Annotated in this window: 11 protein-coding genes and 1 tRNA gene; 3 read left to right on the forward strand and 9 right to left on the reverse strand. The window is 39.9% G+C overall.

Features of this window, described 5'->3' with window-relative positions; translation table 11 throughout:
- Nucleotides 1-18: 18 nt before the first annotated feature.
- Nucleotides 19-1,407, reverse strand: coding sequence for a lytic murein transglycosylase (locus A3G3_RS0104380; RefSeq protein WP_019519329.1), 1,389 nt, complete (start codon nucleotides 1,405-1,407; stop codon nucleotides 19-21).
- Nucleotides 1,408-1,569: 162 nt separating this feature from the next.
- Between A3G3_RS0104380 and A3G3_RS0104385 the strand changes: the two genes are divergently transcribed.
- On the forward strand, nucleotides 1,570-2,961 hold the full coding sequence (locus tag A3G3_RS0104385; protein WP_019519330.1) for a TolC family protein: 1,392 nt from the start codon (nucleotides 1,570-1,572) through the stop codon (nucleotides 2,959-2,961).
- A gap of 60 nt (nucleotides 2,962-3,021) precedes the next feature.
- Here the strand turns inward: A3G3_RS0104385 and A3G3_RS0104390 are convergent, their stop codons facing one another.
- The gene (locus tag A3G3_RS0104390) at nucleotides 3,022-3,825 is read right to left on the reverse strand and encodes a transporter substrate-binding domain-containing protein (protein ID WP_019519331.1); all 804 of its coding nucleotides are present in this window, start codon (nucleotides 3,823-3,825) and stop codon (nucleotides 3,022-3,024) included.
- A 304-nt stretch (nucleotides 3,826-4,129) separates the two neighbouring features.
- Between A3G3_RS0104390 and A3G3_RS0104395 the strand changes: the two genes are divergently transcribed.
- Nucleotides 4,130-4,798 (forward strand): phosphoglycolate phosphatase, encoded by a 669-nt coding sequence (locus A3G3_RS0104395; RefSeq protein ID WP_019519332.1) that lies wholly within the window; start codon nucleotides 4,130-4,132, stop codon nucleotides 4,796-4,798.
- Between the two features lies 1 nt (nucleotide 4,799).
- Here A3G3_RS0104395 and A3G3_RS0104400 read toward each other — a convergent pair whose 3' ends face one another.
- The 4 genes from A3G3_RS0104400 to A3G3_RS0104420 all read right to left on the reverse strand — a co-directional run bounded on the left by A3G3_RS0104400 (nucleotide 4,800) and on the right by A3G3_RS0104420 (nucleotide 9,425).
- Entirely contained in the window at nucleotides 4,800-5,738 is a 939-nt protein-coding gene (locus A3G3_RS0104400) for a putative RNA methyltransferase (protein WP_019519333.1), read from the reverse strand.
- Nucleotides 5,739-5,767: 29 nt separating this feature from the next.
- Nucleotides 5,768-6,355 carry a hypothetical protein gene (locus A3G3_RS0104405; protein ID WP_019519334.1) on the reverse strand — a complete coding sequence of 196 codons (588 nt, stop codon included), beginning with the start codon at nucleotides 6,353-6,355 and terminating at the stop codon, nucleotides 5,768-5,770.
- A 215-nt stretch (nucleotides 6,356-6,570) separates the two neighbouring features.
- Nucleotides 6,571-7,689, reverse strand: coding sequence for a phospho-N-acetylmuramoyl-pentapeptide-transferase (gene mraY, locus A3G3_RS0104410; RefSeq protein WP_019519335.1), 1,119 nt, complete (start codon nucleotides 7,687-7,689; stop codon nucleotides 6,571-6,573).
- 257 nt (nucleotides 7,690-7,946) lie between these two features.
- Nucleotides 7,947-9,425, reverse strand: a complete 1,479-nt coding sequence (locus A3G3_RS0104420) for a UDP-N-acetylmuramoyl-tripeptide--D-alanyl-D-alanine ligase (RefSeq protein ID WP_019519337.1) — start codon at nucleotides 9,423-9,425, stop codon at nucleotides 7,947-7,949.
- A gap of 203 nt (nucleotides 9,426-9,628) precedes the next feature.
- Between A3G3_RS0104420 and A3G3_RS0104430 the strand changes: the two genes are divergently transcribed.
- Nucleotides 9,629-9,704, forward strand: a tRNA-Glu gene (locus A3G3_RS0104430).
- A 123-nt stretch (nucleotides 9,705-9,827) separates the two neighbouring features.
- On the opposite strand, the gene A3G3_RS14220 is transcribed toward A3G3_RS0104430, so the two are convergent.
- The 3 genes from A3G3_RS14220 to A3G3_RS13170 all read right to left on the reverse strand — a co-directional run bounded on the left by A3G3_RS14220 (nucleotide 9,828) and on the right by A3G3_RS13170 (nucleotide 13,127).
- Nucleotides 9,828-10,244 (reverse strand): PIN domain-containing protein, encoded by a 417-nt coding sequence (locus A3G3_RS14220; RefSeq protein ID WP_083908838.1) that lies wholly within the window; start codon nucleotides 10,242-10,244, stop codon nucleotides 9,828-9,830.
- Nucleotides 10,201-10,461, reverse strand: coding sequence for a hypothetical protein (locus tag A3G3_RS0104440; RefSeq protein WP_019519340.1), 261 nt, complete (start codon nucleotides 10,459-10,461; stop codon nucleotides 10,201-10,203). Before A3G3_RS0104440 ends, A3G3_RS14220 begins: the two co-directional genes overlap by 44 nt.
- 119 nt (nucleotides 10,462-10,580) lie before the next feature.
- Nucleotides 10,581-13,127 (reverse strand): Ig-like domain-containing protein, encoded by a 2,547-nt coding sequence (locus A3G3_RS13170; protein ID WP_040631277.1) that lies wholly within the window; start codon nucleotides 13,125-13,127, stop codon nucleotides 10,581-10,583.
- Between the last annotated feature and the right edge of the window lie 19 nt (nucleotides 13,128-13,146).

The following is a 13,146-nucleotide window of genomic DNA, read 5'->3' on the forward strand; positions in this document are numbered from 1 at the left end:
GATTATTTTTTTCTCAATTTATTTAGAAATAATAAGCCCACTCCCATTATCAAGCCGAGTAACAGTCCCATTACCGCCACTAGTATAGCTTTGTTGGGTGCTTTGGTAACGTTGGGTTGATTGGTTTGACTGGTTGATTGGACTTTGTTGCCGAAAACTCCCAGAAAGATTACCATTCATTACAAGCATACGGTGCAGTTTTTGCCCTGCACGTCCGTCAGGATTAACCCCTTGTGAACGCTGAAAATCTTGAATAGCACGGCGTGTATTATCGCCAATCATACCATCCACCGCACCGATGTTATAGCCACGGTTAATCAGGGCTTGTTGAATTTCACGGGCTTCACGACGGCTAATCCCTGCATCATCAGTCGGCCAAGGTGTGGCAAAACCCACGTTTTGCGTGCGGTTTTGGCGTATCATTTCGGATAAATGGGCGATTGCCAACGCATAGTTTTCTGACGCATTGTAGCTATAAAACGCATCAAAGTTTTTACCCACCAAAAATGCAGGTCCATGTTTTCCTGCAGGTAGTAGTAGTCCTGCACTGCTTAAAGTGTTTGGCAACGGTTGTCCATTGGCAAGGGTGATACCTTGATTTCGCCAGTAGCTGATAGATTGTTTGTTTTTGCGATTGCTTTCACCCCAAAAACCTGACGGCAATTTCACTTCAAAGCCCCACGGTTCACCGCTACGATAACCTGATTTTACCAAAAAATTTGCGGTAGATGCCAACGCATCGGCTTCACTATTCACTAGGTCTTTGCGTCCGTCACCATCAAAATCCACCGCCAATCGTAGAAAAGTACTCGGCATAAATTGGGTTTGTCCAAACGCCCCTGCCCACGAACCTGTCATGTCTTCGGCACGGATATCGCCATTTTGCACGATTTTTAACGCACTGGCGTACTCACCCCGAAAATACGACTGACGGCGGTCAAAACACGACAAAGTTGCAAGTGACTGAAATAAATCTTTTTTGCCAAGCTGTTTGCCAAAATTGGACTCCACACCCCACACGCCTAACACATCTCCGGCACGCACGCCGTAACGCTGTTCAATACGGCTTAGCGTACTTTGTAGGCGGTTTTTGGCTTGAATACCGTCTTGCACCCGCTCTTCATCTACCAAGCCTGCCAAATAATCCCACACTTCTTTTTGAAATTCAGGCTGATAATTTAGCGATACAATCACGCTTGGGTCAGGTTCGCTTGGACGGTATTGTTCAAAGGTTGATGATGATACCCCATTGAATTTGCCAGAATTTTTTAGCCCTGATAAACATTGTTGAAATTGAGCATTGCTCAAATTGGGTGGGTCTTGTGGGGCAGAATGAGCCGTATTTGCCAAACCAAAAACACCGAACATCACCGTTGAACTTGCCAAAGCACGTGCAGAAAAACGCATAGTCACTTCCTATTTTCGCCAAAATGACTAGGGTATAAAATTTTTGCCAAAATAAATAGTGTGTTTTGGTAAATTTTTCTAAAAAAATGATACAAACTTTTCTAGCACATTTTGCCAAAAAACAGTATGATAAGGGTTTTTCTGCCAAACTCTGATAATTTCATGAAAAATCCAACTCAACCCACAAAACCTGTTACAGCAGTTACAAAAAAATCCCCCACTTTTATTCATTTTATTTTTTCCAAAAAAACTAACAAACTTTTATTTGGTTTATCCTTGGTCTTTGGGCAAATTTCGCCCAGTTTTGCCGAGAATTTATGGCAACTTTACCAATCCGCCCAACATCATAATGGCGTTTGGGCATCACAGCAGTACGATTACCTTGCCAACGCGATTAATGAAGATTTGGCACGGGGCGATTTGTTACCACAAATTGGCTTGCAAAGCGGTGTCAAATACAATCAATTTTATCCAAAAAATGACAATATCCCTGATATCGGCTCAACCACGAGCCAACTGGGAGTTGGGTTACGCCAAGCATTATTTCGGGCGGATAAATGGGCAACGCTAGAAAAAGCAAAAATCGCCAGCAATATCAATAATTTACAGTTATTAAAACAACAGCAACAACTTGCCGAACAAGTCATTCGTGCCTATCTGGGCGTGTTACAAGCCCAAGCCATGACCGAAAGTCTCAATGCCGAATACAACGCCCTAAAAGCCCAAAACGACATGATGCAAGCCCGCCTCAAGCAAGGCGTGGTCGCGCGTGTGGACACCGAAGAAACCCAAGCCCAACTCCAAAACGTGCGAGCGTTATTGGCAAATAATGATGTGGCGATTTTAAATGCCAAACAACAGTTGGCTCTGTTAACAGGCACCCCGATTGATGACATTGAGCCGTTAACTTTGCCGATTAACACCGATTTGGTCGCCGAGAAAAGTATTGATACTTATCTTAACACCGCTCAACAGCAAAATTTTGATTTATTACTCGCCCAAAGTCAAGTTGCCCTTGCCAAAAAAAATCAAGAGTTGTTAAAATCACATTTGTACCCAAAAGTGGATTTGGTCGCTGATATCGGTTGGCAAAACACAGATAATCAAGGTTTACTAGGCAATAATGGTACAAATTACGGTATTGGTATTGAAATGCAGTTGCCATTTTATACAGGTGGACGCACGACTAAAGGCTTGCAACAAGGGGCGTATCAGACTGAGTCAGCGATGAGCCAACTAAAGTTCGCCTATCAAAACACACTCACCCAAACCAGTCAAGCCTACCTAAATTTAATGGGGCATAAAACCACGATTATCGCCCAACAAATGGCGGTGGATGCCAATGCCAAAGTCAATCAAGCCACGCAGACGGGCTATGATTTGGGCGTGCGTTCTATGGTGGATACCCTACTCGCTCAACGCCAGTATTATTCGGCTCGCAGACAGCTGATTACGGCATCGTTTAACTATCTGAACGCCTATGTAGATTTGCAAAAAGCTACAGGCAACCTAAATAATGATACGGTAAAAAAAATCAACGATTTATTGAAGTAATATAAACGTTCAACACGCCCGAAGTAAATCGTTGCTTAGCATAACATTTAACAAATATGACTAAGAATTACCAAACCATTTTTGTTCAATTTGTTGATATTTACCATTGGTCTTGATATTTTTCAAGCCATTATTAATTTTTATCAATAAATTTGGTTTGTTTTTATTAACAATAATCCCATAATTATCTATTTTAACATCACTTTCTGTAACAACAGCCAGATTTTTATCGGCATATTGTTTTTGGTAGTACTGCAAAATACCGATATCACCAATCACGCCTTGGGTTTTACCTGTCAAAAAATCTGTAACTGCCAAAAAATTTTCAGCTCGTGGTTTTGTGGTTAACTTTAGGGTTTTTGCGGTTGTATCAGCGATTGTATGTTCTTTTACCCCAATTGTTTTACCTTGAAAAATACTAAAATCTAAAGCTTTATCAGTTTTTTGCATTGGGTTGGTTAAAACTGCTAATTGCGATTGAAAATAAGGCTCAGAAAATTGATAGATTTTTTTTCGCTCATCAGTAATACTAATAGAGGCAAGCCCCAAATCAGCTTTATTACTTGCCATATCATTCATCAATGCACTCCAAACAGTAACTTCATAATCTACCTGAAACTGTTGGTCATCAGCAATCGCCTGCATAATATCAATATCAAACCCTATAGGTTTGCCTTTTTCATCTAAATAAACAAATGGAATGTTATTGGCTTCAGTAACAACTTTATAACGATTATCATCAACAGAAGCCGAACTAGATTGAACTGTTGTTGTGTTTTCTGGTGATTGATTACAAGCTGTTAAAAAACCAAATGAAATGAATAGTGACAAAAGGCAATTTTTATTTGACAAAATATTACTCATCAGAAAAATCCTATTTTAAATGGTATAAATTTAACATAAATACGTCAACGAGTTGCTATTTTATCCCTTTTATCTAAATATGAGAATAATTCTTATTATTTTTATTTGAAATACATAGTCATTTTTTTAGGTAGACTTTTATCTTTTTTTTGGGTAATTTAATATATATTGTATCTATATTGTATCTATATTGTATCTATATTGTATCTATATTGTATCTATAGAAAAATCGCTAAAAAATATAGGATTTTACCAAAAATTTTGTTACACTAGATGTTTTCTTTTACCCATTAACATTAAAACGATGAATATCAATCCAAACCAAACCTTACTGATTTTTGACCTTGACGGCACGCTAATTGACAGTGTTCCTGACCTTGCTTTGGCGGTGAATGCTTGCTTGAGCGACTTAGGCTTACCGCATTTTGATGAAAGCCATATCCGCCACTGGGTCGGCAATGGCGCTCCGATTTTAATGGAACGGGTATTAAAAGCCAGTGGCGAAGATGTGACAAAATTGGAGCAGGCATTGGCGTTATTTTTTAAACATTATGCCACGTTTACTTGTGAAAAAACCATGCCATATGACGGCGTAGATACGGGATTACGCCAGTTAAAACAGCATGGTTTTACCCTTGCAATTGTTACTAACAAGCCCTATCAATTTGTGCCAGTTATCGTAGAAAAATTGGGTTGGCAAGGGCTATTTGACATCATGCTTGGCGGTGATAGCTTGGATGTTAAAAAACCCGATCCAACGCCGTTACACCATGTACGAGAACAGCTTGGCTTTGACGTGGCAGATGTGTTTATGATTGGCGATTCTAAAAATGATATCTTGGCAGGGCAAAATGCAGGTATTGCCACGCTTGGGCTGTCGTATGGTTATAATTATGGGCAAGATATCCGTGATTTTCACCCAACGCAGACGTTTGATGATTTTGGTGATTTGGTAAACTTTTTGTTAAAATAAATTAATTCTTTCTAAATAAATACATCACAAAATCCACCGTTATTCGTACGGTGGATTTATGTTGTTCAGCTTGATTGGCTGGGTCAAATGTTGCCAATAATTGTTGAATTTTTTCGGGTTTTGCACGGTACGCATAAGGCGTCATCGCCAACAAATCCGTTAACGCTTCTTTGGTTAAATCCATTGGATAACGTACTTGTTGCTTAGCAATTAGGGTAAAACTGGGAGCTAATTGCTCAATAAACTTGTCCGAGTCGTGGGCGTCAATGCGTTCAAATATCGCCTGTCGCATCTCAACCAAATGCGATACATTCGGCTTACCAATCAGCAAAAAACCGCCTGTGGTCAGTAAACGTGCAAATTCTTGCGGTAAAATTGGGCTAAAAATACTACTTAGCATCATAACGCTATCATCTGCCAACGGCACTTGCGAGGCCGATGCGACCACACTGTAGCAACACGAATTTTTGTCAGATTGTTTTAACAAATTGTTTAAAGGCTTTAAACGTTTGGCAGTATGTATCACCGCTGATTTGCTAATATCTAGGGCAATATATTGTTGGGAAATGCACTGTTGAGAACTCGGCGTGTTTGCCAATAAATTTTGGGCATTTTTAAACAAATGTTCGCTATAATAACCTTCACCACAACCGATATCTAGCCAACAAAGTGACGTAGTTGGTTGTTTTTTGACAAAATCAGCGATAACGGGCTGTGAAAATTCGGTTAATTGTTGGCAAAATGCTTGATAATAACCTTGATTTAAAAAACGTTGGCGAGCGAGTACCGCTTGTTCGGTATCACCGGGGTTTTTACTTTTTTTGTGTTGCACAGGCAACAAATTGACATAGCCTTGTTTTGCTACGTCAAAATTATGAGATTGTTCGCATTGCCATGTTTTTTCGCTAATTTTTAGCGGATTTTGGCAGATTGGACACAACAATTTTGCCTGTAAGTTATCTATAATCATCAATCTAAATTTAATAGTGTTTGGATAATCATTAAATCATCAAAGTTATCAGCCACAGGCTCGGGCAAGCTAATCGGTGCGACATTTTGATTAATCATAATCTGTTTATCAAGACTTTGGTCTATTTGCACGTTGGTATGATAGGGTGTATCTTCAGTTTGCTTAGCCTCAAGATGGCTTTTTAAATCCCCAGTAAGCGGGGTGACAACTGGCGGTTCGTCTGAAGAATATGCAGTTAAAAAACTTTTAATCTTTTTTTGTCTTACTTTTGGGTCATCTGATTGGTTAATTTCATGACTAAAATTTAACTCAAAATCATGCTTATCACTTGGATTAACCGTTACCGCATGGTCATCTAGCACATGATATTCTACCCAACCTTTACGAGCGATTTTGTTTAAGTCTACTTTTGTTAATAACAATTCAACCGCTTGTTTGCTCAGCTCACTATCTTCTTTATCAAGTAAGAGTAGCAACTGACGTTCGCGTGGGGTTGGCTCATCGCATTTTAACGCCTCTCTGCCCTTGTTGGTATTAATAATTGACAACTTAGCCCGTGTATCTCTTTGTACAATATGAATTTGCATTGCATTACCTTTGATTGTAATTCTTAAAAGTAAGAGAATATTGTTCATTCCCTGACAATATTCAATTCTTGTTTATACTTTGTAAAATATCTTTACAAAAAACAACTAGTCATTGAGTATAACATATTTTTAAGAACGTGTATTGAAAAATGAACTGCTTCAAGTTAAAAAAAGAGCAATCACTTGCCCTCTCTTAATATTTTTACAATCAATAATTAACGTAATTTTAAAGTCATTAAGCCCAAAATCACCAAAATAATAGTAACTATCCAAAAACGTGCAACGACTTGAGTTTCAGGCACACCGCCCAATTCAAAGTGATGATGCAACGGAGCCATGCGAAAAATGCGTTTTTTGCGAGTTTTGAACGAACCGACTTGCAACATGACAGATACCGCTTCCGCCACAAAAATCCCACCCATAATCGCAAAGGCAATCTCTTGACGGGTCATCACCGCAATCGTGCCGAGCATGCCACCCAAGGCTAGCGACCCCACATCCCCCATAAATACCTGTGCAGGGGCAGCATTAAACCACAAAAACCCAAGCCCTGCCCCAATCATCGATGCACACACAATCACCACTTCCGCATTATAGGCAATAAATGGTACGTGCATATACTCGGCAAAACTGGCGTGTCCAGAAATATACGCAAAAATCCCCAAACCTGCCGATACCAACACTACAGGGAAAATCGCCAAACCGTCCAAACCGTCCGTTAAGTTCACCGCATTGGACGCCCCGTTAATCACAAAATAGGTAAAAATGATAAATGCCAAACCAAACGGCACCGCAGAAAACGCAATATCCCAATGTTTAAACACCGGGAATAACAAATCTTGCATGGCTTTGGTGATTGCAACATCAGTTTGCTTAGTCGCGATATAATACAGCGAAACACCGACAAACAACGCCCCAAGCGATAACCAAAAATATTTTTTACGGGCAATCAAACCGTCTGGATTGCGATGCTTGATTTTTAGCCAGTCATCCGCCCAACCGACCGCCCCAAACAGTACCAAAACCACCATTAAAATCCAAATATACGGATTGGCAAGGTTCGCCCACAGCAAGGTTGTCACCAAAATACTAAACAAAATAAACACCCCACCCATGGTTGGTGTACCTTTTTTGGCAAGGTGACTTTGCGGACCGTCATCACGTATCGCTTGCCCAAATTTTAAGGCGTGCAAACGGTTAATCACAGGCGTACCGCAAGCAATACATACAGCCAACGCCGTTAGCACTGCCAACAATGCTCGCAACGTCAGTGACGAAACCGCTGAAAATGGTGAAAAAAACTGACTAAGCCACTCAAATAACCACAATAACATGGCAACTGCTCCTGTTGGGCATTTTATCAAAGAACGGAAATTTTTTGGATAATAGGTAAACGGATAGATATTTATTTTAATCAAATAAGTTATAAATACGCATCATGTTTAAAAAAATTGCCATTGTAAAAAATTTTTGCCAAAAAATCACCTTATTTTTAAGCATTTAGTGATTAAATTGTTAAAAAGTTTGTGAAACATTATTTTAAATAATTTTTTAACCATTTTTTGGCAAAATAATCAATGCTTGTTAAGCTTTATCCTTTCGCCACAATTTCATCAATCAGCGTTTCCATCGCCATAAAACGAGAACCTTTAAACAAAACCGCACAATTTTGATTGGCTAAAGTAGCTTGTAAATGTTTGGCTAAATCGGTTTTATTGACAAAATGCGTGGCAAAATCAGCACGGGTTTGATTGGCAACTTTAGCGGTATTTTTCATCAAATCACCCACGACCAACAATTTATCAATCGGCATATCAGCTAAGGCTTCGCCCAGTTTTTCATGCTCACTAATGGCATCATCACCCAATTCACCAATATCGCCTAAGACTAAAACCTTGTAGCCGTCTTGTTCAATCAAGACTTTCGCCCCTGCAAGCATGGCAGGGACGTTGGCGTTGTAAGTATCATCAATCAACAAATGCTCACCAAAAGGTTTAAAATTCAAGCGACCTTTGGCAGGCTTGGCAGTGTTTAGACCTTTTATAATATCTGTTAAGTCAATTTTTAATGCTATCCCACAGGCAGTGGCAGATAACGCATTACTAATATTATGCTCACCTGCAAAGTTTAAACAAACATCCGCACTTTTAACCTCATCTTCGGTCAGATTAATATTCACGCTAAATTCGCTGTGGTCGGCAAAAATCTCCATATCATCGGCAAAGACATCACTCGCCAACATGATAGTGTCTTCTTCGGTTAGACCAAGTTCATGAAGGCTTGACATATCCACGCCAGCATCTTTGAGTGGAACTTGACGTTCACCAAAAGTGATGATGTGATTGCTAAATTGACTTGCTTTATCAGCTAACACGTCAAAGAATTCATCGCCAAACGGTAGCACCGAAATACCTTGATCTTGTAAGCCTTCAAAAATCTCGGCTTTAGTTTTGGCGATATTTTCTCGTCCCCCAAACTCGCCCAAATGTGCCGTACCGATATTCAACACACACGCAACATCAGGGCTAACAAGGCGGGTGGTATAAGCAATCTCGCCAACATGGTTCGCCCCTAGCTCCATGATCGCAAATTTATGCTCATCGGTCAGCTCAAGTAACATCATCGGTACGCCCAAATCATTGTTGAGATTACCCCGAGTAATCAGCGTTGGGGCAATTTGGCTAAAAATACTGCCAAGCATTTCTTTCACAGTCGTCTTACCACTAGACCCTGTGATGGCGATGACGGTCAAATCAGGGTGGGCATCACGGCGATATTTGCCAAGCTGACCTAAGGCAAGTTTGGTATCATTGACGATGAGTTGGGGTATATCACTGTCAATCTGACGGCTGACAATGGCAAGCACCGCCCCTTTATCTTTAGCAGTCTCTACATAATCATGCCCGTCAAAATTATCACCTTGAATAGCAAGAAAAATATCACCTTGATTAATTTTGCGGGTGTCAGTGATAATGCGTGTGGCAGTTTTGTCAAAATCCCCGACAATGCTCGGATTTAACGCTTTAACCGCTTCGGTTAAGTTGGTTTTTTGCCAAATATAAGGTGTCATTTTTTGTCCAAATTATAAAAAATTGGCACTATTATAAAGAAAATCACTGAAAAACGCCATGATAAAGCCATAGCCAAGGCAATTTTCATCATTTTTTCACTTTTTTGCAATTTTTGTAAAAAAGTGCTTGACTATCAAAACGAAATACTTTAATATACGCACCACTTCAACAAGAATCGGTGAAAGCGGTTGAAGTGTGATGCGTCCCCATCGTCTAGAGGCCTAGGACATCGCCCTTTCACGGCGGTAACCGGGGTTCGAATCCCCGTGGGGACGCCAATATTCTAAAAACCACTTTAAAAAAAAGTGGTTTTTTTATTGTCTGTAAAAAGTTATCCTATTCTGCTTTCTTCATCAATTATCCTATCACCAATAAAAAACGCCCCAGCGGTTGGGATGTTGTTATATCAGTTTCAGTAATCTTTCTTGGTTAAATTTATTTTGTAAACCATTATCCAGTGTTAGCAATTCTAATTCATAGATAAGTGCAGTTGCCAAAACGATGCAATCAGGCAGTTTGATTTTGTACCGTTGTCTTAGTTCAATGACTTTGTTTTCTATCGTTCTGTCAATTATCAGGCTCTCAAAATTGCCAAGCAACTGTTCCAAATTAATTTTATCTTGCTTTTCCAATTTTCCAAAACCTAGCACTTCCATGCGGTTAATTAGGCTAATTGCACAAATTGATGATTCTATTTGTTTGGCATGGATAATGTTTAGCACTTCATCATTGCCATTATATAGTTCAATAATAAAACAAGTATCTAGTAAATATTTAATCCCATTTATTGCGTAATTCCTGTTGAATAGCCAGTCCATCACCTAAGTAGCTACGTCTTGGTAGGGTTTTGACAAAATCGGTGAGTAGCATTTCTTTATTTTCTTGGTTGTTTTGTTGACTTGGTTGTTTATTAGCAAGTTGCCCTAGGGCTTTTTCGTAGGCACTGATGATGATGTAGTTTTCTAGACTTTGCCCTTGTTGGTTGGCGACGGCTTGGATAATTTGGATAGTTTGTGGTGGGATGTCGAGTAGCATGGTGATGTCCTTGTGTTTTTTTAGGGTTGATTTTGGTTGATTATAGCATATTTTGGTTAAAAAAACGCCCCAACGGGTGGGACGTTCTTTTTAGAAACTGAGATATAAATCCGTGAACATTAGATGACGGTGACATCTTTTTGGATATAAACATCTAATAATGGATTGTTTGATGAGCTATTATGCCAAACATCATAATTTACACCATCTTCTGTTTTTTCACCGATTTTAGACCACGTACTGCCGTTACTATCATTTAAATTCACAGCTGTACTGGTAGAAGCACCTAGATTCACTTTATCGCCTTTATCACCTTTAATATGTAGAACAGTTTCGGAACCATTAGCTTCTAGTGTCGCTAAGTTAACATTCCAGAGAATATTATCCTTAGTGCCTGTCAAATCAATGGTCTCAAAACCTTTGATGGTACTAAAATCTTGGTCAGCGACTTTACCAAATAAATTAGTAAAGGTCAATGTATCATTGCCTACCCCACCATCTATCCAGTCAGAAGCAATATAATGAGACAAACGAGCATCGTCATCACCAGCACCCATCAATATTCTTGACTGATAGGCAGAACGACCAGCAATATCTGCCGTCAACTCAAAGATATCATTGCCATCACCCATGTCAATATCAATCTCTGTACCATTTGTACCCGACAGATAGTTAGCTCTGAAGTAGTCATCACCGCCACCCATATTAATGTTAATCGCTGCAAACACCTGACCTTTAACATACAAACTATCATTGCCATCTCCTGTGTTTACGTCTGTTCCAATACCGTAGATATTACCATTGCCGATACCTCCTGAACTATCACCTACTGTAATCGCAATATTGCCAGTACTTTGGTCAGTCCAATCTTTGGTAATACGAGGCAAGTTGACATAGTTAAACTCTGAGCTTATTGATTGATTACCTGCTTTGTCCAACTGGTTTAACTTATAAACACTTCCAGAAACAAATGGTGTATCAACATTAAATGTATAAGAACCAGTTGCATCAGCAATGGCAGAGCCAAGTTTTTTACCTAATTGGTCAGTAATAGTAACTAATGCACCTGCTTCAGCAACACCTGTAACTTCATTAGCAGAAACAACAGCAATTACTGGGGCATTTGCAACTTTATCATAGGTAAAGGTAGATGACTCAGTAATTTGAGTAGTATCCTCTTTAAGTCGTGCTTTTACAGTATAACCAGTCCCATCTATTGAAGTATTATCAGGTAATTCAAAGCTAGTGCCCGTGCCTACTTGCCATTCGCCACCATCAATACTATACTCCCATTCTTGACCTTCTGTCAGACCAAGTACGTTTACAGTTGGATCATTGGTAATCTTATCAGTTGCTGTGCCAACAGTACCTGCACCTAACGTATCGCTTTCCAACTGTAACGTTAATTTATCATCATTAGTAATCTTACCGTTTGCCGTCTCTTTAGTAATCGTTGTTCCTGTACTTGGGTCTGATAACGTCACCGTAAAGGTCTCGTCTTTTTCAACCACATTATCCGCTTTTACAGTCACAGAGATTTCTTTGCTGGTTTCACCTGCACCAAAGTTAACTGTACCTGTTAAATTACCAACAAAATCTTCAGCAGTCGTTGTTCCATGAGCGACTGTCCAAGTGGCTGATGACGTGACTGCAGTATTACCTGAACGAGTCACCGTAAACTTCATCGTGGTATCAGTCGTTACTGTATCAGAGCGTGTACCTTCGGTAATCATGGCATCCGCAATAGATAACGTCGCAGGCGGTGTCGGCTCCACCAATTTAACTGTAAAGGTATTATCAGCCTCTGCCCCATCCGCATTGGCATTACCTGCTACATCAGTCACAACACCATTTCTCAAAATAATCGCATCTTGACCATTGCCAATATTCGCCGGTGCTGTATAAGTCGCTGTCCAAGTTTTACCTTCATCAGTGGTATTCAAGTCGGTAAACTTTCCAAATGACCCTGTGATATCCTTGGTAGTAAAGTCAGTTACTTTCTCGCTAAAGGTAAAGGTTAATGTATGGCTAGAACCCGTATCAACATCTTTTACCGCAGTAGTACCATTTGCAGTGATATCACCCATCGTGATAGTTACCTTTGGCGGTGTCTTGTCAATCGTTTGGGTAATGGTATTGGTCGTTGCCGTATTGCCTGCAGCATCCGTTACCACGGCACGGTACTGATAAGTGCCATCTGCCAAATTGGCTTGGTTAGCGGTCGTAGTTTCCCAAGTTGTACCACCATTTTTTGATACTTGATAAACGACGTTACTACCTGTCTCTTGACCTGCTAATGCTAAATCAAAATTATTGTCATTGGTAATATTATCGCCAGTCGTTCCGCTATCAATTAAATTGTTAAATGATAATGTGCCTGCATTAGGTGCTGTCTTGTCAATCTCAATNGCCAATTCAGGACTTGGGTCACTCACGTTCCCTGCTGAGTCTTTCACCGCAGTGGTTACTTTGTGCTTGCCAGGTTCAATTGGCTGTTTTGGTGTGAGTGTGTTGGTATTTGGGTCAAAGTCCGCTGGAACTTCTTTGCCGTCTACTAACAACACTGGCGTTTCACCCTCTTGTGGTGCTGGTACAACAAATGATGGCTTGTCATTTTTGGTGATGTTATCATCATTTTTAGCCCCTGTGTCCGTTTCTGGTGTCATATCAGGTGCTGTTGTCGGT

The sequence above is a fragment of the Moraxella boevrei DSM 14165 genome, assembly GCF_000379845.1.
Classification (GTDB): domain Bacteria; phylum Pseudomonadota; class Gammaproteobacteria; order Pseudomonadales; family Moraxellaceae; genus Faucicola; species Faucicola boevrei.

What these genes read in the sequence shown, in the direction of transcription:
- A3G3_RS0104380 (WP_019519329.1), bottom strand. Translation starts at nt 1,407, where the DNA reads ATGCGTTTTTCTGCACGTGCTTTGGCAAGTTCAACGGTGATGTTCGGT.
- A3G3_RS0104385 (WP_019519330.1), top strand. Translation starts at nt 1,570, where the DNA reads ATGAAAAATCCAACTCAACCCACAAAACCTGTTACAGCAGTTACAAAA.
- A3G3_RS0104390 (WP_019519331.1), bottom strand. Translation starts at nt 3,825, where the DNA reads ATGAGTAATATTTTGTCAAATAAAAATTGCCTTTTGTCACTATTCATT.
- A3G3_RS0104395 (WP_019519332.1), top strand. Translation starts at nt 4,130, where the DNA reads ATGAATATCAATCCAAACCAAACCTTACTGATTTTTGACCTTGACGGC.
- A3G3_RS0104405 (WP_019519334.1), bottom strand. Translation starts at nt 6,355, where the DNA reads ATGCAAATTCATATTGTACAAAGAGATACACGGGCTAAGTTGTCAATT.
- mraY (WP_019519335.1), bottom strand. Translation starts at nt 7,689, where the DNA reads ATGTTATTGTGGTTATTTGAGTGGCTTAGTCAGTTTTTTTCACCATTT.
- A3G3_RS0104420 (WP_019519337.1), bottom strand. Translation starts at nt 9,425, where the DNA reads ATGACACCTTATATTTGGCAAAAAACCAACTTAACCGAAGCGGTTAAA.
- A3G3_RS14220 (WP_083908838.1), bottom strand. Translation starts at nt 10,244, where the DNA reads ATGGACTGGCTATTCAACAGGAATTACGCAATAAATGGGATTAAATAT.
- A3G3_RS0104440 (WP_019519340.1), bottom strand. Translation starts at nt 10,461, where the DNA reads ATGCTACTCGACATCCCACCACAAACTATCCAAATTATCCAAGCCGTC.